15 protein-coding genes and 1 pseudogene are annotated in these 23,642 nt (G+C 68.1%); 9 read left to right on the forward strand and 7 right to left on the reverse strand.

Features of this window, described 5'->3' with window-relative positions:
- Positions 1-3 precede the first annotated feature (3 nt).
- Complete coding sequence (locus OXN85_05490; GenBank protein MCY3599403.1) at positions 4-1,617, forward strand: benzoate-CoA ligase family protein; 1,614 nt, start codon at positions 4-6, stop codon at positions 1,615-1,617.
- 22 nt (positions 1,618-1,639) lie between these two features.
- On the opposite strand, the gene OXN85_05495 is transcribed toward OXN85_05490, so the two are convergent.
- Positions 1,640-2,899, reverse strand: coding sequence for a DUF1015 family protein (locus OXN85_05495; protein ID MCY3599404.1), 1,260 nt, complete (start codon positions 2,897-2,899; stop codon positions 1,640-1,642).
- 205 nt (positions 2,900-3,104) lie between these two features.
- On the opposite strand from OXN85_05495, the gene OXN85_05500 reads away from it, so the two are divergent.
- The 7 genes from OXN85_05500 to OXN85_05530 all read left to right on the forward strand — a co-directional run bounded on the left by OXN85_05500 (position 3,105) and on the right by OXN85_05530 (position 12,027).
- Complete coding sequence (locus OXN85_05500) at positions 3,105-3,716, forward strand: hypothetical protein (GenBank protein MCY3599405.1); 612 nt, start codon at positions 3,105-3,107, stop codon at positions 3,714-3,716.
- 16 nt (positions 3,717-3,732) lie between these two features.
- Positions 3,733-4,509, forward strand: coding sequence for a DUF6065 family protein (locus tag OXN85_05505; GenBank protein MCY3599406.1), 777 nt, complete (start codon positions 3,733-3,735; stop codon positions 4,507-4,509).
- Between the two features lie 151 nt (positions 4,510-4,660).
- Entirely contained in the window at positions 4,661-4,873 is a 213-nt protein-coding gene (locus OXN85_05510) for a cold shock domain-containing protein (protein MCY3599407.1), read from the forward strand.
- 184 nt (positions 4,874-5,057) lie between these two features.
- Positions 5,058-5,963, forward strand: coding sequence for a hypothetical protein (locus OXN85_05515; GenBank protein ID MCY3599408.1), 906 nt, complete (start codon positions 5,058-5,060; stop codon positions 5,961-5,963).
- A gap of 140 nt (positions 5,964-6,103) precedes the next feature.
- Positions 6,104-8,869: a TonB-dependent receptor gene (locus OXN85_05520; GenBank protein MCY3599409.1), complete on the forward strand. Its 2,766-nt coding sequence runs from the start codon at positions 6,104-6,106 to the stop codon at positions 8,867-8,869.
- A gap of 162 nt (positions 8,870-9,031) precedes the next feature.
- Complete coding sequence (locus OXN85_05525) at positions 9,032-10,468, forward strand: aldehyde dehydrogenase family protein (protein ID MCY3599410.1); 1,437 nt, start codon at positions 9,032-9,034, stop codon at positions 10,466-10,468.
- Positions 10,469-10,539: 71 nt separating this feature from the next.
- Positions 10,540-12,027 carry a CoA-acylating methylmalonate-semialdehyde dehydrogenase gene (locus OXN85_05530; protein ID MCY3599411.1) on the forward strand — a complete coding sequence of 496 codons (1,488 nt, stop codon included), beginning with the start codon at positions 10,540-10,542 and terminating at the stop codon, positions 12,025-12,027.
- Between the two features lie 217 nt (positions 12,028-12,244).
- Here OXN85_05530 and OXN85_05535 read toward each other — a convergent pair whose 3' ends face one another.
- The 6 genes and pseudogenes from OXN85_05535 to OXN85_05560 all read right to left on the reverse strand — a co-directional run bounded on the left by OXN85_05535 (position 12,245) and on the right by OXN85_05560 (position 22,519).
- The gene (locus tag OXN85_05535) at positions 12,245-14,380 is read right to left on the reverse strand and encodes a hypothetical protein (GenBank protein MCY3599412.1); all 2,136 of its coding nucleotides are present in this window, start codon (positions 14,378-14,380) and stop codon (positions 12,245-12,247) included.
- A gap of 113 nt (positions 14,381-14,493) precedes the next feature.
- Positions 14,494-14,826, reverse strand: coding sequence for an Ig-like domain-containing protein (locus OXN85_05540; protein ID MCY3599413.1), 333 nt, complete (start codon positions 14,824-14,826; stop codon positions 14,494-14,496).
- Between the two features lie 1,230 nt (positions 14,827-16,056).
- A pseudogene (locus OXN85_05545) lies at positions 16,057-16,473 on the reverse strand (hypothetical protein).
- Positions 16,474-16,742: 269 nt separating this feature from the next.
- Positions 16,743-18,179, reverse strand: coding sequence for a calcineurin-like phosphoesterase family protein (locus OXN85_05550; GenBank protein MCY3599414.1), 1,437 nt, complete (start codon positions 18,177-18,179; stop codon positions 16,743-16,745).
- A gap of 64 nt (positions 18,180-18,243) precedes the next feature.
- Positions 18,244-20,928, reverse strand: a complete 2,685-nt coding sequence (locus OXN85_05555) for a TonB-dependent receptor (protein MCY3599415.1) — start codon at positions 20,926-20,928, stop codon at positions 18,244-18,246.
- Positions 20,929-21,133: 205 nt separating this feature from the next.
- Positions 21,134-22,519, reverse strand: a complete 1,386-nt coding sequence (locus OXN85_05560) for a sodium-dependent transporter (protein MCY3599416.1) — start codon at positions 22,517-22,519, stop codon at positions 21,134-21,136.
- 117 nt (positions 22,520-22,636) lie between these two features.
- Here OXN85_05560 and OXN85_05565 point away from each other — a divergent pair, with 117 nt between their 5' ends.
- On the forward strand, positions 22,637-23,593 hold the full coding sequence (locus OXN85_05565; protein MCY3599417.1) for an adenosine deaminase: 957 nt from the start codon (positions 22,637-22,639) through the stop codon (positions 23,591-23,593).
- Positions 23,594-23,642 lie beyond the last annotated feature (49 nt).

Consider the following 23,642-nt stretch of genomic DNA (forward strand, 5'->3'; position numbering starts at 1 on the left):
CCGATGCGAGACGCCGCACCGCAGCCGATCTTCGATCCGCCCGAGCGCTTCAACATCGCCGAGTACTTCCTGGGCGACCGCATTCGAGAAGGGCGGGGCGGCCGCCGCGCGCTACTCACGGCCGGCGGCGAGCAGACCTACGCGGAAGTCGAAGCGCTGGCGAACCGTTACGGCCACCTGCTGCGCGGCGCGGGCGTGCGACCGGAGGAGCGGGTCCTCATCGCGCTTCCGGACGGACCGGACTTCGTCGGCGCCCTCTTCGGCACGCTGCGGATCGGCGCCGTGGGTGTCATGCTGAACCCGTGGCTTCGGCCCGACGAGATCTCGTACTTCTTTCGTTACACGCGCGGCGCCGTCCTTCTCGTGGATTCGGGCCGTGCGCCCTCCTTTCGCGAGGGAACGCCCGCGGCGCCGGCAGCGGCGACGGTGCGGGAGTCCGGAATCCCCTGGCGCGAGGACGCCTCCGCGCCGCGCGAGACCTTCGTCGTGGACGACCCCGCGTTCGTGGCACGGCTGCATGCCCAGCCCGCGACGCTGGACCCCAGCCCGACCCACCGGGACGACCCCGCCCTCTGGCTGTTCAGCGGCGGGACGACCGGCCGCCCGAAAGGCGTCGTGCAGACGCACGCCTCGTTCGCGAACACGACGGAGTGTTACGGCAAGCGGGTGTTGGGCCTGACGGAAGACGACATCACGCTCTCCGTCCCGAAGCTGTTCTTCGGATACGCCACCGGCTCCAACCTTTTCTTCCCCTTCTCGGTCGGCGCGACCGCGGTCCTCTTCCCGGAGCGGTGCAGTCCGGAGGTTCTGTTCGAGAGGATCGCACGATTCCGGCCCACGGTGCTCGTCAACGTCCCCACCATGATCCGGCACATGGTGGCGCACCCGGACGCCGCCGCGAGCGATCTCTCAAGCCTTCGTCTCGCGACCTCGGCGGGAGAGGCCCTCCCGCCCGAACTCCACCGGCGCTGGCGCGACCGCTGGGGGGTGACGCTCCTGGACGGCCTGGGGACAGCGGAGATGTGGCACATCTTTCTCAGCAACCGCCCCGACGAGGTGCATCCGGGAACGCTCGGGCGCGCGGTGCCCGGTTTCGAGGTGCGGGTCTGCGACGACGAGGGTCGAGACCTTCCGGACGGCGAAGTGGGTTGGCTCTGGGTCCGCGGGGGGTCGCGGGCGCTGGGATACTGGCGGCGGGCGAAGGCGACGGCGGAGGCCTTCCGCGGCGAGTGGTACGTGTCGGGCGACATGATCGTCCGCGACGAGCGCGGCGTGTTCCGCTACTGCGGTCGCGGCGACGACATGCTCAAAGTCAGAGGAAAATGGCTCTCACCCGGCGAGGTCGAGGATTGCCTGCTTCGGCACGCCGCCGTGGCGGAGGCGGCCGTCGTCGGCGTGCCGACTCACGAGGGCCTCGTGGAGCCGGTCGCCTGGATCGTCCCGACGAAGCGGGCCGCCGCGCGAGCCGGCGAGCTTGTTCCGGAGCTCAGGGAGTTCGTCGCTTCGCGACTGCCCTCGTACAAGACGCCCGCCGCCGTTCACGTCGCGGCCGACCTGCCGAGGACGCACCTGGGAAAGGTCGACCGCGCCGCGCTCCGCGACCGATCCCGGAGCTGACGCGGGGTCTTGCCACGGACTGCTAGTCGCCGTCGAGCTGCGCCATGACGAGTCCGCTCCGGATCTTGGGCTCGAACCAGGTCGACTTTGGGGGCATCATCCGCCGCTGCCGGCACACCGCGATGAACTGACGCATCGTCACGGCGGGAAGGGTGACCGCCAGGTCCGCCCGACCTCCGTCCACTTCGGCCACGAGCCATCCCGCATCCTTGTTCGCGCCCACGAACGTGAGCCGTTCGTCCGCCGCGTCCGCCAGACCCAGATCGGCGAACAGCGTCCGCTGCACGATGTCGTGGTCGATGGAGGCGGCGGCATCGGCCGCGTCGTACACACCGCTCCGGGGCGTCGCGCGCCGCCAGCCCCGCCCCGCCGCATAGACGCCGATCACGTGGGTCTCGCGAGGCTGTAGAGGTTCTTCCCCGGCGGGCGAAACCTCGAAGGAGCGCTCCAGCGCCGCATCGACCGCCGCATCGACGGCAGTCGCGTCGTGTTGGCGAGGGAGGCGGACCAGCCGGTTGTACGGGGAAATCCCCATCCGGTCCGCCGGAAAGAATACCGCGAGGAAAGACTCGTACCCCAGCATTGCGGCGGCCGCGCTCCGGTGGTTGCCATCGGCCACGTATGCCTCGGGCTCCGCGGCCAGCAGTCGCTGGAGGCGGGCGATGGCCCCCGGTTCCTCAACGAGCCAGATGCGATGGGATGTGCCTCCCGAGCCCCCGGTCTCGAAGTCGGGTGCGGTCCCGTCGGCGTGGCGCTCGAGGGCTGCCGCGAACTCCCCGGACGCGTCCGGGACCGCGTTGTTCACGGTCCCGATGATGGCGCCCGTCGCTTCGATGAGCCGGGCGCGTCCCCTCGCCTTGGGCGGGCGAACCCCTTCGTTCCGAATGATCGGCCCGGCCGGCGTGTCTTCCGTCCGGATCTCGTTCGTGCGGGCCAGCCCGCCCAGGCCGATCTGCCGCACGCCGGGGCGCCGCGGGTCCACGATCTCGTAGAGGTACAGGATCCGCTTCGCCTCGCGGGTGAGGCGCGAGGCGCTCAGCCGCTGGAAGTTGCGGCGCGCGAGTCTCATCGACGCCTCCGAGTCACCCGGCAGGACTGCCGTCGGGCTGTCGACCGCGCAGTGCGCCATCGTGACGCCGAGGACGGAGTCGGGTGCTCGCCGAATGGCCTCCCAGATCTCCACATCTCCCTGGAATTCGTCGTAGTTCCGCGCCGAGACGCGGCGGGCGGCGTCGGAGTCGACGGGTACGAGCGCGCGCGGGACGGGGCGTATCGTAAGCATGGCGTGAGGGACTCGGTCTGGAGTTGGCAGCCCGACGCAGGGTCTTGCCACTGGCTGCAAGGGACGGTTCGGCGACAACCCTGCCAAGCCGGACCACGCGGCGCAACGCCCGCCGCGCGCCCCGCGCGCACGCGGAGGGTTGCCGTAGTCCCCTCCCGACGGTTTCATAAGGGGCGACGGAGGCAGGTACGCCGAGTGCGGCGGCATGCCGCGGACGGTCCGCAGGCTACCGGCCGCCACGAAGGTTGGGGGTACGATGGGACTCTTCAAGGCCCGCGTCCGGACGCGAGGCATCAGCCGGGCGATTTCGGTCGCGGCCCTGTCGGTCGCCGTCACCGGGTGCGAGATCGACAACAACCCGTACGGACCCGCATACCGCACCGTTCATCACACCATCGTCGGTGCCTACCGGCCGCTCGAACTCCTCAGGCGCCAGGTGCCGCATCTTCCCGACGATTTTCAGCCCCTTCCACCCGGTTCCGATATCCGTCTCGTCCTGGGGTCGATCCAGAACCTGAGTTCACGGATCACCTTGACCGGAGTTGGGCCGGGCGGTGCGACCTTCGACACTCGGTACTACGGTTCGTGGGAGTACGATGTCGGTAGGCGACGGATTACGATGACGATCGACCCCACCGCGACGACCGCCGGGTTCGAAACGGTGCTTCAGGTCACGCTCCTCGACCGCTGGGTCCGCGTACAGGGCGTCGCGGAGATCGGCGGCCGGCTCGTGCCGCTGGATCTCGGCAAGTCGCTCGTCGAAGTTGCCGACGGCGGCACCGGGGGCGGGCCAGCGAACCGAGTCTCGGCGCGGTAAGGCGTACGGCTCCCCCGTGGCCAAGAAGACGAAGGCGCGGCCCGGGACCGCCCGCGGCATCGAACTGACGGCCTTCCGGGTCGCTGAAACCGCCCTTGAGATCGTGACGGGCGACCAGCGGCGCGAGTGGATGGACGAAACGCCCGATCGCTTCGCCTACCGCTGCTTGCCGCTCCTCATCGCGAACCAGGCCGGCTGGGACCTGCTCTGCCCCACGAAGTTCTGGCTTCGCTGGGACGGCGGGGTCGCGCTGGACTCCATCCGTTTTCGATGGGAGGACGAGCCGCACCCGGCCATCGCGAGCCATTTCGGGAGCGGAGTCCTGACCTTCACGCCCGGTTATCTGTTCCGTACCACGAAGGGACACAACCTCTGGGCGAGAGGCTGCCCCAACCTTCCAAAGGACGGCATCGCCCCGCTCGACGGGATCATCGAGACCGACTGGGCTCCCTTCTCGTTCACGATGAACTGGAGGGTCACGCGGCCCAAGCACTGGATCCGCTTCGACGAGGGGGAGCCGATCTGCCGGATCGTCCCCATTCCGCGGCAATATCTCGAAAACGTGCGCCCGCGCACCCGAGAGCTGTGGGACGACAAGCTCATCGCGAACCAGTACACGGCGTGGAATGAATCCCGAGCCCAGTTCATCGACGACCTCCACGCCCGGGAGGAGGAGGCGGTTCAAGAGGGCTGGCAGCGGACCTATATTCGCGGCCAGAACATGCGCGGCGTGCGGATGCAGGACCACCAGACGAAACTCCGGCTTCGCGATTTCCTGTCCGTAGGGAAATAGACGCGTCCCGCCCGGCGCATGGACAACCGCAAATTTCCCGTGTATTCTGGGCTCCGGAAAATGCGAACCGGATCAGGTTCGCCGGCATTGTGGTCGGCACGTGCGGCAAGCCCGTACTCTCGGCGACACCAATACCTTCAGGAGCACGGGCATGCGCAGAAGCGGCACAGTCAAGTGGTTCAACGATCAGAAGGGCTTCGGGTTCATCGCGCTCGATGATGGATCGGCCGAGGTCTTCGTTCACCACACGGCGATCCAGGCGGATGGGTTTCGGAGTCTGGCGGAAGGTGAGAAGGTCGAACTCGATGTCGTCGACGGACCGAAGGGCCCCAAGGCCGAGAACGTGGTCAAGCAGGCCTATTGATCCGCAGGTAGAATCGCGCATCGCGTTGAGAGGCACGTAGAAGGAGGGGGCGTCCGGGACGGGACGCCCCCCTTTTTTAGTGGCCTCGCGCGACCCTCCTCCCACCGCCACCTAGCGGTCTCGTGCCCGTTTAATCAACTTGAAGGCGTGACGGCCGCGTAACCTCCAGCGTCGGGAGGGAAGCATGGAGATCGACCGAAGGAAGTTCCTCGCATCGGTTGGTGCCGGTGCCCTCGCGGTCATGACGCCCGAGGACAAGGCGGAAGCCTTGGAGCACTACATGTGCGATCTTCTCGACGGCGAGGATCCGGGTCACGCCCACGACCATCACCACCATCACGGTCCGGTTCCGCGGACCGAAGACCTCGACCCGCGGCTCCTCGACGAAAACGAGTTGCTTGCGGAAGCCGCCGAGGCCGAAGCCGAATTCGCGGACGAAGACCACCACGACGATCACGATGCCGGACAGGAAGTCAGGCCCCCCCGCGGAACCGGCAACCTGTTCAGGCCCACCGACGAGGTTCTCGAACCCCTCCCCGCGAATCCCACGCTGGAGGATTTCTTCCGCCGCAGGTTCTGGCCCGCCCGGCATGTCCTGCAGAGCGCGACTCACGCGTTAAATGACGGGCAGCCCGAGGAGAACGTCCTCGCCGGCCTGCTCCACGACACGGTGCAGAACCTGATCAAGGTGGATCATGGCTGGTGGGGCGCGCAGCTCTACGAACCGTATGTTCCCGAGTACGTCAGTTGGGGCATCCGGTATCACGGCGCGCTACGTTTCTATCCGGACGAGGAGTACGGGTACGAATACCCCGAGCTGTACAACCGGATCTTCGGCGAGGACTACATCCCGCCGGACTACATCAAGCAGGCGGCGGAGTACGCGACAGGTCACCCGCTGTACGTTTCGGCCCGCATGATCTGCGTCAACGACACATATGCCTTCCAGGATGGCATGGAGGTCTCGCTGGATCCGTTCATCGACATCATCGGGCGACACTTCAAGCAGCCAAAGGAGGGTCTCGGGTACGACAACAGTCCGGTCGCACACATGTGGAGGTCACTCGAGATGCCCTGGGCGCCGCTCTAGTGCGGCGTCGCTACACCCAGGCATCTCCAGACGTTCCGGGGACCATCGGCTCGGGTCCGCGGGGGACGGGGAAGTGTCGAGCCGACCTGTTTTGAACCGACCATTCGGGATTTGATACGACCAAAACTCAGGAGATGAGTATGCTGAAACGAGCATTCCTCGCCCTTGCCTTTCTGGCGCTGCCGGCGGCGGCCTTCGCCCAGGGGACCATCGAGGGCAGGGTGACCAGTCCGACCGGCGCTGGCCTCAGCGGCGCGAGGGTCGCAATCCCCGGGCTCGACATATCGGTGGGCTCGGGCGCCGGCGGCGCCTATTCGATTTCCGGCGTCCCGGCCGGCGACCACGTGGTCGAAGTCCGGCTCATCGGTTACGCGATTCAGGCGCAGACGGTGTCGGTCACGAGCGGCCAGACGTCGAACCAGGACTTCGCGCTGGAACTCCAGGCGATCAACCTCGGTGAGCTGGTGGTGGTCGGAAGCCGTACGCAGCCGCGGACGGTGACCGAGTCGATGGTGCCCGTGGACGTGATCCCGGTGTCCGAGATCACCAGGCAGGCGGAGACGAACATCGACTTCCTGCTCCGCACCGCGGTCCCGTCCTACAACGTCCGGGTCGAGCCCATCAGCGACGCGGCCACGATCACGCGTCCTGCGAACCTGCGAGGTCTCGCGTCCGATCACACCATGGTGCTGATCAACGGGAAGCGGCGGCACCGCGGGTCGATCATCACGTGGCTCGGGGCCGGTCTCTCGGACGGGGCCCAGGGCGTGGACATCGGCTCCATTCCCGGCATCGCGCTGCGGCAGGTGGAGGTGCTGCGCGATGGCGCCTCGGCGCAGTACGGTTCCGACGCCATCGCCGGCGTGATGAACTTCATCCTGAAGGACGACCGCGACGGCGGCATGATCGAGGTCAAGAGCGGCAGCTACTACGAGGGCGACGGCGACATGCTCACCGTCTCCGGCAACGTCGGGGTCCCCCTGGGGTCTACCGGCTTCGCCAACCTCAGCGTGGAGTACGGCAACCAGGATCCGACCGACCGGGCCATCCAGCGCGCCGATGCCATCGCGCTACTCGCGGCCGGCAACAGCGCCGTCCGCACCCCCACGGCCCAGATCTGGGGGTCGCCCGAGGTCAACGACGACCTGAAGGTGTGGCTCAACACCGGCTACACGTTCAGCGACGACGAGCAGTTCTACGCGTTCGGGAACCTCTCCACCAAGGAGGTGGACGGCGGGTTCTTCTTCCGTAACCCGAACACGCGCGGCGCCGTGTTCAGCGGTGACGGCGGGGAGTCGCTTCTCATCGGTGACGTGCTGATGGCGAAGGGCCTCGGGACGGCGAACTGCCCGGAGGTCCTCATCACCAACAATGTGCCGGACCCGGTGGCGCTGGCGCAGGTCTTCGCGGATCCGAACTGCTTCTCGTTCCAGGAGATGTTCCCCGGCGGCTTCACGCCCCAGTTCGGCGGCAACGTCACCGACTGGTCCGTCGTGAGCGGCGTCAAGGGCGGCAACGATGACGGCTTTACCTGGGATGCCAGCGCCGGCTTCGGCAGCCATACCGCCGACTTCTTCATCTACAACACGGTGAACGCGGCACTCGGGCCGGAGACGCCCACGCATTTCGACCCGGGGCTCTACCGGCAGGACGAGTTCAACCTCAACTTCGACGTCGCGTACGAGGCCAGCGACCAGGTCCACCTCGCCGGCGGACTCGAGCGGCGGGAAGAGCGCTTCACGATCGGGCAGGGGCAGGACGAGTCGTGGAAGATCGGGCCCTACGCCGCGCAGGGCTTCAGCTCGTCCTCCAACGGCTTCCCCGGCTTCAGCCCGATCGCGGCGGGGAACTGGGACCGCCAGAACGTGGCGGTCTACGGAGATCTCCAGCTGGGCGGGAGCGAAGATCCGTGGACGATCGGCGCCGCGCTGCGGTTGGAGGACTTCTCCGACTTCGGAACTCAGTTGACGGGGAAGGTCTCGGGCCGCCTGCAGGTCAGCGACGCGGTCGCCCTGCGCGCCGGCGGGAGCACCGGCTTCCGCGCGCCGACGCCGGGGCAGCAGAACGCCTTCAACGTGTCGACGGTGTTCGACGCGACGATCGGCGACCTCGTCAACCGCGGCACGATTCCGTCGACGTCCGCCGTGGCGGCCCTTCGAGGCGGGCGGCAGTTGACGCCCGAGAAGGCGTTCAGCCTGACCGCCGGGACGGTGTTCGACGCGGACGCGTTCAAGCTTACGGTGGACTACTACCGGATCGCGATCTCGGACCGCTTCGCGCAGACGCAGACGTTCTCGCTCACCGACGATGAGGTCACGCGACTGCTGGGCGAGGGGATCACGAGCGCGGCGAACCTCGCCGAGTTCCGGTTCTTCACGAACGACTTCAGCACGAGGACGCAGGGGCTCGACATCGTGGCGAACTACACGCCGCCGTCGATGGCCGGCGCGACGAGCTTCAGCGTGCTCTTCAACTACAACGGCACGTCGGTCACCGATTTCAACCCCGACGTCATCGACACGGACCGGGTGGACCAGCTCGAACAGTCCGTCCCCTCGTGGCGGGGTTCGCTCAACGTGCTGCACGCGCTGGGCGGAGTGCGCACCCTCCTGCGCGGTACCTGGTACGATTCGTGGGTGGATGTCGGCGGCGTGGTGATCGGCGGCGTCGAGGGCACGGCCTTCCCCGGCCGGTTCCTGATCGACGTCGAGTTGTCGACCGACCTGACGGACGATGCCGAGCTCACGATCGGCGCGAACAACCTGTTCGACACGTATCCGGCGACGCAGGCTCCGGACACGGCCGACGACGTCGGTCTGCTCTATCCGGAGAGCTCGCCGTTCGGTTTCAACGGCGGCTACTACTACGTCCGCGTGAACTACCGGTGGTCGTGGCTGACCGGGTGAGTTCCGAAGCGTAGTCGGACGGAATCCGGGGTCGCCGGTAGTCGAGGGCGAGCCCGGAGAGTAGGATCCGACCCCGGCGGGAGGCGAAGGCCGCCCCCCGCCGGGGTCGTGTTTTACGGAACCATCATGACGCCGCGTCGCGCGGCGCGGGAAAGGGCATCCGTGGGGAACTTCCGCAGATTTTATGTCAATGGGGCGTGGGTCGAGCCGTCGGCCGAGGAGACGCTGGACGTGGTCAACCCGGCCACCGAGGAGGTGATCGGAACCATCGCGATGGGCGGGCAGGCCGACGTGGACGCCGCGGTGGCGGCCGCGAAGGCGGCATTCGACGCGTTCTCGCTGACGGGCAGGGAAGAGCGGGTCGCGCTGCTGGAGCGTATCTGCGACGGCTACGCGGCCCGTGCGGCGGAGCTGGCCGCGACCGTCAGCGCGGAGATGGGCGCGCCCATGGCCCTGGCGGCGCAGGCACAGGTCCCGTCCGGCCTGGCGCACTTCCGAACCATGCTGAAGATCCTCGCGGACTTCGAATTCGAAACGGACCTCGGGACTTCGCTGCTGGTGCGGGAGCCGGTGGGGGTGTGCGCCTTCATCACGCCGTGGAACTGGCCGCTGAACCAGATCGCCTGCAAGGTGGCGCCGGCGCTTGCGGCGGGATGCACGATGGTGCTCAAGCCGTCGGAGGTCGCGCCGCTGAACGCGCTGATCTTCACGGAAATCCTGGATGAGGCCGGCGTGCCGGCGGGGGTCTTCAACCTCGTGAACGGCGCCGGTCCGGTCGTGGGCGCGGCGCTGGCGTCGCACCCCGACGTGGACATGGTCTCCTTCACGGGCTCCACGCGGGCGGGGGTGGAGGTGGCCCGGAACGCGGCGCCGACCGTGAAGCGCGTGGCGCAGGAACTGGGCGGCAAGTCGGCCAACATCATCCTGGACGACGCCGATTTCGGGCGCGCGGTGTCCCGGGGCGTCTTCGCCGTGTGCAACAACACGGGACAGTCCTGCAACGCGCCGACGCGCATGCTCGTGCCGAATTCGCGGATGGACGAGGCCGCGGACATCGCGGCCGCGGCGGCCGGGAAGGTCGTCGTCGGCGACCCGGGTGCCGAGGGGACGACGATCGGCCCCGCGGTGTCCGACGTCCAGTTCGGCAGGATCCAGCGGCTGATTGAACAGGGAATCGAGGAGGGCGCGCGCCTCGCGACGGGCGGACCCGGCCGGCCGGAGGGACTGGAGCGGGGGTACTACGTTCGCCCGACCGTCTTCTCGCACGTGAGCAATGAGATGGTCGTCGCACGCGAGGAGATCTTCGGCCCGGTGCTCGTGCTCATCGGATACGAGGATGATGATGACGCGGTTCGCATCGCGAACGACACGCTGTACGGTCTCGCCGGCTACGTATCGGCCGGAGACCGCGACCGCGGGCGGGCCGTCGCGCGCCGGATCCGGTCGGGCCAGGTTAACCTGAACGGCGCGCGTCCGGACTTCCGGGTGCCGTTCGGCGGCTACAAGCAATCCGGCAACGGGCGCGAGTGGGGTCGCCACGGACTCGAGGAGTTCCTCGAAGTGAAGGCGATCCTCGGCTATCACGAGGGGGCGAAGTGAGCACCGTACTGTCTTCGACGACGACGTCGTCGCCGGCGGCGGAGGCGGCCGGAGACGCCGCGCCGGCGACGATCGAGCGTATCCCGCACCTGGTCGGCGGCCGGGCGCGGCCCGGCGCTTCAGGCCGGACGGCGCCGGTCTTCAATCCGGCCACGGGACGCCGGACGGGCGAACTGCCGCTGGCGGGGGCCGGCGAAGTCGACGAAGCCGTAGCGACGGCCGTGGAGGCGTCCGAAGAGTGGCGGGGCGTCAGCGTCGCGCGGCGCACGAAGCTCATGTTCGCGTACCGCAACCTGGTCGCGGAAAACGCCGAAGAAATCGCGAAGCGGCTCACGGCCGAGCACGGCAAGGTGCTGGCCGATGCGATGGGCGAGGTCGCCCGCGGGCTGGAGAACATCGAATACGCCTGCGGCCTCGCCGAACACCTGAAGGGTACGTACAGCGAGCAAGCGTCCACCGGCGTCGACGTCTACTCCGTCCGGCGGCCCCTCGGGGTCGTGGCCGGGATCACGCCGTTCAACTTCCCGGCCATGGTGCCGCTCTGGATGTTCCCGAACGCGGTCGCGTGCGGGAACGCGTTCGTGCTGAAACCCTCACCGCGCGATCCGAGCGCCGCCAACTTCATCGCGGACCTCTTCAACGAGGCGGGCTTCCCGGCGGGCGTCCTGAACGTCGTGCACGGCGACCACGTGGCCGTGAACCGGCTGCTCGAACACCCCGACGTGCAGGCCGTCAGTTTCGTGGGGTCGACGCCGGTCGCCCGGCATGTGTACGAGACGGCCACCGCGCACGGAAAGCGGGTGCAGGCGCTCGGCGGCGCCAAGAACCACATGGTCGTGCTCCCCGACGCGGACATCGACCTCGCAGCGGACTCCGCCGTCTCCGCCGCGTACGGGTCGGCCGGCGAGCGGTGCATGGCGATCTCCGTCGCGGTCGCGGTCGGCGACAGCGCCGATCCGCTCGTCGACGCCATCCGCGCCCGCATGGAGAAGCTGCGCATCGGCCCCGGCGACGATCCCGCGTCCGAGATGGGCCCGCTCATCACGGCCGAGCACCGCGACCGGGTCGCGGACTACGTGCGCCAGGGCGCCGAGGCCGGGGCGCGCGTCGTCGTCGACGGCCGGGCCGCGCCCTTCGAGGGGGATGGGTTCTTCCTCGGCGTCACCCTCCTCGATGAGGTGACGCCCGACATGACCGTCTACCAGGACGAGATCTTCGGTCCGGTACTCTGCGTCGTGCGCGTGGGGACGTACCACGAGGCGGTCGACCTGCTGCGGGACAATCCCTGGGGGAACGGGGCCGCGATCTTCACGCGCGACGGAGGCGCCGCGCGACAGTTCCAGGAGGACGCCGACGCGGGCATGGTCGGCCTCAACGTCCCGATTCCGGTTCCGGTGGGATACCACTCCTTCGGCGGCTGGAAGGAGTCGGCCTTCGGGGCGCACGCCATCTACGGCCCCGAGGGCGTGCACTTCTACACGAAACCGAAGGTGATGACGACCCGCTGGCCCGACCCCGCCGGCAGCCGCGTCGATCTGGGCTTCCCCACGAACCGCTGATCAGCGCTGTCCGGGCTCCCACGCTCCGCCTGGTTCGGCGGTGTCATGATCGCGGCCACGGCGGTCAGCGGTGGCTACCGGGTCGCGACGCGGGATCGGCGAAGCTACGCCCGAATCGAGGGGTTGGACGTAGAGTACTGGTAGAGGGCCGAATGTCGACAGCCCGCCGCGACGTTCCCGCGGGAACGCGTTTTCAGGTAGCGTGGCGGACGGAGGGTCAACTTCCCGAGCCGCCGCCCGCGGTGGTCACGCCTGGCGTCTCGAGGTTGCCGCTGTCGTCCACCGCGCGGCTCAGGATCGAGACCTCGTCGCCCGCCGTGGCGGAGTCGTACTCGTAGCTCCAGGCCGTCCGCCCGCGGGCCGGGCGCCACGTCTCTCCTCCATCGAGCGAGACTTCGACGGCCGCGACGACGCCACCACCCGAATCCGAAGCTGTCCCCGAGATCGTGACCATCCCGCTCTCGGCGTCCGGCGGCGAGGGCGGCCCGAAGGACGACACGGGCGGGTCGGAATCCGTCGACGCGGTCGCCGGGACGAGATCCGACTGCATCGTGGCGGGCTGCACCCCCATGTCCGCGAACAGGTTCATCGTCGCCTGCTGCAGCACCAGGTCCGGGCCGTGCGGGTCGACACCGACCCGCGTGTTCGCGCCGTTCATCCGTTCCGGCGGTACGCCGGTCTCGGTGTCGTGGTGCGCGTCCAGACCCCACGACCACTGCAGCGTCCCCGAGCCGAACACGAGCGCGCCGCTCTCGTGGCGGTACAGCACCGAGTGGTGCGTCGCGGTCGCCGTCTCGCAGTCACGCCCGGGGTGCACGCAGTAGAGCGTGTTGTCGATCGTCGTCGCGGCGACCCGGAAGAGCCCCGGCGGGCGGAACCCGTTGTCGATGTCGGAGTCCCACTCGTGGCCGAGGATCCCCTTGATCGATACGTAGCGCTCGCCGGCCTGCAAGCGCGCGACCTCCGTGTTGCGCCAGAACCGCAGGTCGGCGAACTCGGCGTCCACGATGATCGGATCGTTCCGCCATGCGTTCACGGTGAACAGCGTCCCGGTGAGCGCGTTCTCCGGCCACGGCCCTTCGGCGTTGATGGATCGGTGGTCGCGGAACTCGCCGGTCCATTCCACGGGGTCAAGCCGCCGGTGGTCCTGTGAGTCCTTGTACGTTACGAGCGTCCGGTAGGGCTCGCCCGAACCGTCGATGCTCGCCTCCCAACGCACCTTCCAGTAGACCTCGTTCGAACTGAAGAAAGCGAGGTGCAGGCCGGCGGCGCGGGCCGCCTCCACGTTGCGCCGCTGCCGTCCCGTCCAGTATTCGTCGTGGCCCACCGAGAGGAAGACCTTGTGCTCGAGCAGTTCCTCGCCGCGCCGGTCGGTGTCGATGCCGGAGGAATAGCTGACATCGTAGCCGTTCCGTTCCAACCAGCGCACCATCGGGTACTCAGAGTTGAACACCTTGTTGACCGCGCGATAGTGCCGAGTCTCGAACGGCCGGTTGTAGCTCACCTTCGGCGCCCGAGGCTCCCCGCCGTGCAGCCGCAGACGCTCCGGGTTGAGCCGACCGTATACACTGTGGCCGCCGTAGCGGTTGTACGCCTGCCAGGTGAGGTCCGATGTCTGAAAGAGCATGTCGGACTCACCGTCGTCGTCCCGCACGACGAAGTAGATGTGGCTGGCACGCGCCTCGCGGAGCGGATTGCGCATGACGGCGCGGAAGCCCGGCGCCTCCCACAATGAGTCCTCGCCCGTCGGCGGCAGCGGCGTCGGCTGGAACTGGTCGTTCTTGATCCAGCCCTCGATCGGGTCTTCGCGCACGAGCCGGGCGAAGTAGATGCCCGAGGTCGCGTCTTCCGGAGCCTGCCAGGACGCCGATACCGCCCAGTTGCCGCAGTCGACGAGCGGCGCGGGCCACGTCTCCATCCCGCCCCCCTCGGCCAGCACGGGGATCGGGCCCCGCAGGCATTCGGGCTGGATCTGGGGCAATGTCGCGGAGGGCTCGAACGAGTCGACGCGGCGCGCGCCCATGCCGCCGTAGTAGCCCATGCGGTAGATGTCGATGCGGTAGTCGTCCGAGTCGGTGTCGACCTTGAACTCGATCGTCTCGCCCTGGGCGATCGCGATGTCGGTGCCGAATCCCTGGATGCTGGGGTCGCCGTAACTGTTGATGTCCCACTCCGTGGGCGGGTGTCCCTCCAGACAGTTCTCCGCCACGATCTCGTTGGCGGGGTTCGCGCACGGATCCCCCAGGGAGACCTGCAAGCTGCAACTGGATCCTGCGAGGGCCGCGATCAGCAAGACGACGGAGGCGGGGAACGCAGCGGGGCGGTTGCCACGGGCTGCCAGGTACGCGGTCATGGAGACATCTCCCGGACAGAGTAGAGCGCCGACCGGCCTCCCCGGCCGCCGCGTCCCCGGAACATGACTCCGCGCTCGAAAGTCTACAACGGGCGGCGGGGAGCCCCGTCGGCTCAGCCGCCCTCGCCCGGAGTCTCGAGGTTGCCGCTGTCGTCCACGGCGCGGCTCAGGATCGACACGTCGCCGCCGGTCACGTCCGGATCCCACGCGTAGCTCCAGGTCGTGCGGCCGCGGGCCGGGCGCCACGTCATCCCTCCGTCCAGCGAGACCTCGACTGCGGCGACCACGCCGCCCCCGGCGTCCGAGGCCGTCCCGCTGATCGCCATCAGGCCGCTCTCCGCATCGGGACCGGAGGGCCCCTCGAAGGACGAGGTCGGCGGGACGTCGTCCGTCGAAGCCGTGGCCGGCACCAGGTCCGCCTGTATCGTGGCGGGCTGCACGCCCATGTCCGCGAACACGTTGAGCGTCGCCTGCTGCAACACCCGATCCGGACCGTTCGGATCGACGCCGACCCGCGTGTCCATGCCGTTCTGGCGCTCGGGCGGGACGCCGGTCTCGGTATCATGATGGGCGTCGAGGCCCCACGGCCACTGCAGCGTCCCCGTGTCGAAGACGAGCGCGCCGCTCTCGTGCCGGTACAGGACCGCGTTGTGCGTCGCCGATCCCGTCTCGCAGCCCCGGCCCGGGTGGACGCAGTATTGCAGGTTGTCGATCGTCGTCGCGGAGAGCCGGAACAGCCCCGGCGGGCGGAACCCGTTGTCGATGTCCGAATCCCACTCGTGCCCGAGGATCCCCTTGATCGACACGTATTGCTCGCCCGGCCGCAGCCGAGCGACCTCTGTGTTGCGCCAGAACCTCAGGTCGGCGAATTCGGCGTCCACCATGAGCGGGTCGTTACGCCATGCGTTGACCGTGAACAGCGTTCCGGTGAGCGCGTTCTCCGGCCACGGGCCCTCCGGGTTGATCGAACGATGATCGCGGAACAGCCCCGTCCACTCGACCGGATCGAGCTTCCGGTGGTCCTGCGTTTCCTTGTACGTCACGAACGTCCGGTACGGCTGTTCCGATCCATCGATGCTCGGCTCCCAGCGCACCTTCCAGAAGACGTCGTTCGAACCGAAGAAGCCGAGGTGCACGCCGGCCGCGCGCGCTGCCTCCACGTTGCGCCGCTGTTGGCCCGTCCAGTACTCGTCGTGTCCCACCGAGAGGAAGACCTTGTGCTCGAGCAACTCCTCGCCGCGACGGTCCGTGTCGACCCCGGACAAGTAACTCACATCGTAGCCGTTGCGCTCGAGCCAGCGGACCATCGGGTACTCGGAGTTGAACACCATGTTCACCGCGCGGTAGTGCCGCGTCTCGAAAGGCCGGTTGTAGCTGACTTTCGGCGCGCGCGGGGGTCCCCCGTGGAGCCGGAGGCGCTCTGGATTCAGGCGTCCGTACACGCTGTGGCCCCCGTAGCGGTTGTACGCCTGCCAGTTGAGATCCGAGGTCTGGAAGAGCAGGTCGGATTCGCCGTCGTCATCCCGGACGACGAAATAGATGTGGCTGGCGCGCGCCTCGCGCAGCGGGTTCCGCATCACGGCGTGGAAGCCCGGCGCCTCCCATAGCGAGTCCGTTCCGGTCGGCGGGAGCGGGGTCGGCTGGAACTCATCGTTTTTTACCCAGCCCTCGATCGGGTCCTCGCGCACGAGCCGGGCGAAGTAGATGCCCGAGGTCGCGTCCCCCGGTGCCTGCCAGGAGGCGGAGACCGCCCAGTTGCCGCAGTCGACGAGCGGCGCGGGCCATGTTTCCGTCCCGCCCCCCTCGGCCAGCACGGGAATGGGTCCTCGCAGGCACTCGGGCTGGATCTGGGGCAGAGTGGCGGAGGGCTCGAACGAGTCGACGCGGCGTGCGCCCATGCCGCCGTAGTAGCCCATGCGGTAGATGTCGATCCGGTAGTCGTCCGAGTCCGTGTCGATCTTGAATTCGATCGTCTCGCCCCGGTTGATCCCGATGTCGGTCCCGAATCCCTGGATGCTGGGATCGCCGTAGCCGTTGATGTCCCACTCCGTGGACGGGTGACCCTCGAGACAGTTCTCCGCCACGATCTCGTTGGCGGGGCTTGCACACGCCTCCTCCACGGTCATCCGCGGGGGGGCGCAGGCACTCGCGAGGAGCACCGCCGAGGCGAGGAAGACGAGGAAGACGAGGAAGGACGGACGGAAGCGCGTGCGTGGCTGGGTCATGGCGACGTCTCCGGGCCGGAGTCGGCATGCGGACGGCCGACCTCCGGCCGCCCCATCCTCGAAACATGGACCCACGCTCGGAAGTCTACAACGCCCGCTGTGCGTCTCGGCACCGACGTATGGTTTGCCGCGGGCTGCTAGGTCAGGCGCAGAGCCTCGGAGTAGACGCGACCAACGCGGTCCGTGGCCTCTACCCGCACCTCGGCCACGCCCGGGTCGACGGGCGCGTAGAACATGTGGTTCGTGATGCGGGGTTCGACCCACGACCGGCGCGGCGGAAGGTCCTCTCCCGTGTGCAGTTCGATGCTGAGCGGATCCAGTCCGTTGCGTCTAGTCATCAGCCCCCGGGCCTCGCCATCGGCGAACCAGCGCACCGTCCACTCCGGGTCCCAGTCCCACACGTTCGCGATGACGGCCCCCGGCGCGTTTGGGTCGGCCCCGGGTGCATACAGCCGCATCTGGTGCGTCGCATCGAATCCCGTGGACTTGTAGCGCCACGAGATCTCCTCGCCCGCCGCCTCGTAGACGCAGTATCCGTTCGGGGCGCCGTCCCAGCAGATCGGCCCGCTCCACCACGCGCCGCAGATTGCGCCCGCCACGTGCTCGTGCGTCCCCGCTTCGAACACATGTTCGAGTTCGTGCGTGTGCCCGGTGAGGATATGTGCCTGGAAGGGCTCCAGCAGACGGTACAGCGCGTCGCGGTTCATGATCGCGCCGGGCGGATCGGGCGAGGTCAGGCCGCGTCGAACGTGGTTGCTCCCGAGCGCCGGGATGTGTGTGGCCACGATGACCGGCGCCCCTGCCTCCACCCGGCGGAGATCGGCCTCCAGCCAGGTCAGCGCGTCGGCATCCAGGTATCCGAGGTATCCGCTCCCGTGCCAGAACACGTCGTCGAGGACCACGTAGTGCACCGCCCCGCGGTCGAACGAGTAATAGCGTGGCCCGAAGTGGCGGGAGAAGGTGTCCGAGGACGCCTCGTCCGTCGGACTCTCCTGGTCGAGGTCGTGATTCCCGATCACCTGGAAGAACGGAACCCCAATCCGCTGCACGCCACGCTCATACTCGGGATAGAGCTCCAGGTGATCGTACATGATGTCACCATCGGAAACACCGAATACGTGGACGTCGCCCAGTTCCCGCACGGTCTGCACGAGGTCGGGGACGGAGCGCTCGTGGAACCACGCCATCTCCTCATCGGTCTCGGTCTGAATGTCTCCGAGCAGGAGAAGCGTGTGCCGCTCGTCCGACACGCCGAGCGGCGCGAGGTCGAACGCGACGGACATCTCGCTCGCGGATGGGTCGATGCGTTCGTAGAAGCGCGCGGTGCCGGATGGGTTCGTCGGGATCTGGTATCCGGCCGGGACCCGGACCCACACGAAGCCCCGGTCGGCCGAGGTCACGAGTTCGAAGCGGCCATCGGCGTCCGAATCCACGACCTGGAGTCCATCGGAGACCGCGACGCGCCCCACGCCCCGCCCCCCCGCGCGGACCATCCCCTGCACGCGAATCGGGTTCCCCGTCGGGGGAAGACGGGGAAGAGGATCGTAGGGGGCGGCCAGGACGCGGTCGGCCAACCACGCGGCTCCGCCAGCGGCGAGTGCTCCGCTCTTGAGAAACGTTCGTCGGGTCAGCGTTCTCTCAGAAATCATAGCGCACCCTAATCAAGGCTAACCTCCCCAGCTCCGGCGCCCCCACGAACTCCCGATGCAGGTTGTTGAGCAAGTTGTACACCGTCAGTTCCAGGCGAGCGTTAGGCTGGAAAGGAAGCTGATAGCCGGTCGTCAGATCCAGGACGTGGTAGGCGTCCACGGCCCCGGCGAACACGCCCGACCTCATGTCGAAACCATCGGTGAAGCGCCACCGCCCGTCGAGCACGAATCCCCGGGCGCGGTCGGTGAACGCGAACCCCACGGAGCCCTTGTGGCTCGGGGCATTGAGCGCCAGGTCGTTGCTCCCGGGGCAGTCCCCGTCCTCGTCGAAGTCGAAGCACTCCCTGCTCTGGAAGGAGTAGGCGGCAGTCAGGCTGACCCGGTCGGAGACGATGAACTGGGTGGAGAAGTCGGCGCCCCAGTAGCTGGCCGAGCCGAAGTTGCGCGAGGCCAGCAGCAGGTCCGGCGCGTCGAACTGGTCCGGAGTGACGGCACCGACCGGCACTTCGGCGAGACCGGCGGCCAGTTCGGCGATCTGTTCAGTCGTGACACGCCCGGCTTGCACCAGCGGTGCGAGACGGCTCGCCAGGAACGCGCCCGTGGAGGCCGGGTCGAGGAAGACGTTGGGGGATTCGACCTTCAGCGCGCCGACGAAGTTCTCGACGTTGGCGAAGTACAGGTCGACGGCCAGCCGTACACGGTTCCGGATCAATCCCTTGTACCCCGCCTCGATGGTGTTGAAGACGGTCGGCACGAGTTCGGGCAGCTCGACGGGCCCGGAGTCGAGGGGGAATACCTCTCCACCGGCCGGTCCGAGCGCATCGGTGTTGAGACGCCGGAAGACCGTGCCGAGCGCGGGATCGGTCGGCCGCATTCCGGGTCCCAGCAGTAGAGGCCGCAGCGCTGCCGGCGCGAACTGCTCGATCAGCGAATCCCAGAACAGCGCGGCGTTGGCGGGGAGTTGGCCCGGGAGGAACGGGGAACGCATGCAGTGGTCCATGAGTCCCCCCTGGCACCGGTCCGAGAAGGTGATGCCCCCGGAAGGGACGCCGTGTGCACGCAGCGTGTATCCGACGCCGGGCGCGATCGGGACCGTGCCGGTCGGGATGTCCAGGAACATGGCAGACGTCGAGGGCGTCGCGTACGCCTGATTGTAGGTGAGGCGCAGATTGTGGCCCTCCCCGGGACGAAACACGAGAGCCGCCCGGGGCGAAAGGTTGACGTCGGTCAGGCGGTTGTGGTGGTCGACCCGCAGGGCGGTCACCAGGTCGAACCGGTCGCCCAGACCCGTCTCGGAGTGCAGGTAGGCGCCGGTTTCGACCAGCAGATCGTCGTCCTCGTTGCGACCGTAAATCGTGCCCTCGGAGCGCGGCTCGGTGCGTTGCCAATCGAACCCGTAAGTGAAACGCTGCCTGGGGCCCCAGTCGAACCCGTGTTGCACCTGGGCCGCCATGGTGCGTGACCGGTCGACGATCAGCTCCCCGCTCCGCAGCAGATAGCTGTTGTCCCCCGAGTGCGTCTGGTTGAGAAAGAACTGGGCGAACAGCCGGCCCTTGAGCAGCCGCGCCTGCCCGTAGCGGTACTGCCAGTCGTGCGTCTGCGCGGATCCGACGCTGGTGAGGTTGATGCTGCTCAGTGAGTTGTTGAGACCGCCCGACAGGATGAATTCGCCGTCGTCGGAGAACCGGAAGTCGGTGCGGAGATCCGCGAAGTAGCGCTCGTTGACCGGGTCGCGCACGCCGATGCGCGGATGGCCGGGACTGGCCTCGCGCGCCGCCTCCTCCCAGGGATCCACATACGCCCAGTCGTTCCCCCGCAGGTATTGGCCGGAGACCTTGATTCCGAAGCGCTCCGACACGGCGTTCGCGCTCCGGAAGAGCATCTGGAAAACGGACCGCTCTCCGCCGGCCATGGACACCGTCGTGCCCGGCCTGTCGATCGGCGAGGACGTGATGATGTGCATGACGCCCTCGGCCGCGTTGGGACCGTAGAGGGCCGCCCCCGGTCCGCGCGCCAGCTCGATCCTCTCGATGTCCATGTCGGTGGTGGGGATCATGTTGATGGCGTTGATCCTCAGCGCCGGGATGCGGGCGTAACGGTTGTCCACGATGCTGAGTAATCGTCCGGACGAGACGTTGTTGAATCCCCGCACCACCATGTAGCTCTGCGTCAGTCCCGTTGCGGCGAGGTCGACCCCGGGCAGCGTCTTGACATGGTCCGCCGGAGTGCGCGCGATGATCCTGGACAGCTGTTCGCCCGTGAGGGTCGAGATGGATGCCGGAGCGTCGAGCTCCTTCTCCTCGCGGCGCGATACCGTGACGACGAGCTGGTTGAGGGCCAGCGCCCGGGAGCGGAGTTCGATCGCCACCGACACTGTGCCTCCCGCCCCGACGCGCACTCCGTCAGTGCGCGATGTCTCGTAGCTGATCCGGGTCACCAGGATGGAATGCGTACCCGGCGGCACGGAGAGGCGGAAAGCGCCCAACTCATCGGTGGCGGCAGGCCCGGCCGCCAGCCCGAGCACCCGGACGGCGGCGCCGCTCACGGGCCTGCCGGTCTCCAGGTCGGTCACTCGGCCCGCGATGTTGGCCTGCTGGGCGAGGAGCTCGAGGGGGCTGAGCACGGCCAGAGCCATGATGGCGCACGCCCCCGCGACGGTAGCCCTGGTGTGCATTCTCGGTCTCAGCCGCCTGGCGCGTGGTGCTGGCCTCGACTCACCATGGCTGGCTCCCCCGGCCGCGGCTGCGAATCGATCCAAACTCTCCCGCTGACGTCCCATTCTTAACGATAGCAGTTTTCCCTGGACGGTACACTGCCTGGGAGGACGGCTACGCCACGGGTTGCCGGCCCGTCACCTCACGGTCGTCGGTCGTCTCCCCTCAGCTGAAGTCGCGGCCCAGGATGACGGCGACGATGATCGCCCCCACCGCGAGCGGCGCCACCCAGCGGATGAAGAAGCGCCACGCCCCGTAGCGGAACCAGCGCGGCTCCGTGCCGTCCACCAGCTCCCGCTCCGTCGCGTTCCGGGTCATGAACCAGCCCGCCGCGAGCGTGATCGAGAACCCGCCGATCGGCAACATCCAGTTCGAGACAAAGTGGTCAGCGGTCGCGAACCAGCCGGCCTTGCCCGCGAAGATCTCCAGCGTGGAGAGGAACGGCGTGCCCGTGAAGGAGAGCGCCGCGAAGATCGTGAACACGAAGATTGCCGTGCCGCAGAGGACCGTCGCCTTGTGTCGAGGGAGGCCGTGCTCGTCGATGACGTAGCTCGACACGACCTCGAGGAGAGAGATCGTCGAGGTCAGCGCCGCGAGCGCCACGAGCACGTAGAAGAGCGGCCCCAGCACGACGCCGAACGGCACCGCGGTGTAGAACAGCTCCGGCAGCGAGATGAAGAGCATCCCCACCGGCGATCCGCTCACCTGGTCGCTCATCCCCGCCACGGAGAAGATGACGGAGAACATGATCACCGTCGCCACGAGCGCGATCAGCGTATCGAGCGCCACGATCGCGCCTGACGCCTTCACGATCGACTGCTTGCGCGAGATGTAGGAGCCGTAGGTGATCATCGCCCCCATCCCGAGGGAGAGGGTGAAGAAGGAGTGTCCCAGCGCCTCGAGAACCCCGCTCATCTCCAACTCCGAGAAGTTGGCGCGGAAGATGAAACGCAGCGCCTCCCCGGACCCGCTCATCCCCAGCGCGCTGACGAGCAGCAGGAGGAGGATTCCGAACAGGATCGGGAGGAAGATGCGGGCGATCCGCTCGATCCCCTTGCTCACGCCGAAGTAGACGACCGCGATCGTGGCGACGCTGAAGCTGAGCGAGAGCGCGAGCTGCAGGCCGGCGTTCCCCACCTGCTCGTTGAACAGGTCGCCCGCCGCCATCCCGGCGGGATAGCCCCCGAACGTCCAGCCGATCGACTGGGCGAAGTAGTACAGCGACCAGCCCGCGATCACCGTGTAGTAGCTGAGGAGGATGAACCCGGCGAGCACGCCCCACCCGCCGACGACGCCCCACCAGGGTCCGGCCGCCTCCTTGAGCGCCCCGACCGCGCTCTTCTGGCTCCTGCGCCCGATGAGCAGTTCCGCCATCATGATCGGCAGGCCGACGGCGAGAATGCAGACCAGGTAGACGAGGACGAAGGCGCCCCCCTCGTTCTCCCAGGTGATGAACGGGAACTTCCAGAGGTTGCCGAGGCCGATCGCGCTGCCGGTCGCGGCCAGCACGAGACCGACGTTCGAACTCCAGTTATCGCGGGGTTGGCTCATGGGACATGTCCAGTCGGGCGTTATCCGGGCAGGGGCTTATCAGCCCGTGGCAAACCCCTGCATGAGTTCGACGATCCAACCTACTCCGTCGTCACGAGACGCCACCAGACGCGCGCCATGCCGAACCTGAACGAAGTCATCCGGAGCACGCCCAAGGCGGAACTCCACATCCACGTCGAAGGCTCGCTGGAGCCGGAGATGATGTTCGACCTGGCCCGCCGGAACGAGGTGTCGCTCCCCTACCGCAACGTCGAGGAGGTCCGCCGCGCGTACTCGTTCGGCAACCTCCAGGAGTTCCTCAACCTCTACTACGAGGGCATGAACGTTCTGCGGACGGAGGAGGACTTCTTCGCGCTGGCCGACGCGTACCTGCGGCGGGCGGCGGCGGACAACGTCGTCCGCGTCGAGATGTTCTTCGACCCGCAGGCCCACACCGGGCGGGGCGTGCCGCTGCGGACGCTGATGGACGGCCTGGAGCGGGCCATCGCCCGCTCACGCGAGCGGGGCGTGCGCGTCTCCCTCATCCTCTGTTTCTTGCGCCACCTGACCGAAAGGGAAGCGTTCGAGACGCTCGAAGCCGCGGCCCCCTACCGCGACCGGCTGCTGGGCGTGGGCCTGGATTCAAGCGAGGTCGGACACCCGCCGTCGAAGTTCGCCCGCGTGTTCGAGGCCGCGCGCGACATGGGGCTGCGGCTCGTCGCGCACGCCGGCGAGGAGGGACCGCCGGAATACGTATGGGAAGCGCTCGACATCCTCGGCGTGGAGCGCATCGACCACGGCAACCGCGCCCTGGAGGACGACGCCCTGGTGGCCCGCCTGCGCGAGGACCGCATCCCGCTCACCGTGTGCCCGCTGTCGAACCTCGAACTCCGCGTCGTGGACGACCTCGCCGCGCACCCGATCAAGCGCATGCTCGACCTCGGTCTCCTCGCGACCGTGAACTCCGACGACCCCGCCTACTTCGGCGGCTACATCAACGAGAACTTCCGCCGCGTCGCCGAGGCCGTCGACCTCTCGACCGACGACATCGAAACGCTTGTCCGGAACTCCTTCGCGGCCTCGTTCGCCGCTTGACGCGACAACCGTTCGTGACAACCGTCGGGCTTGAATTCCTCGCCGAGGA

The organism is Candidatus Palauibacter australiensis (genome assembly GCA_026705295.1).
GTDB classification, from domain to species: domain Bacteria; phylum Gemmatimonadota; class Gemmatimonadetes; order Palauibacterales; family Palauibacteraceae; genus Palauibacter; species Palauibacter australiensis.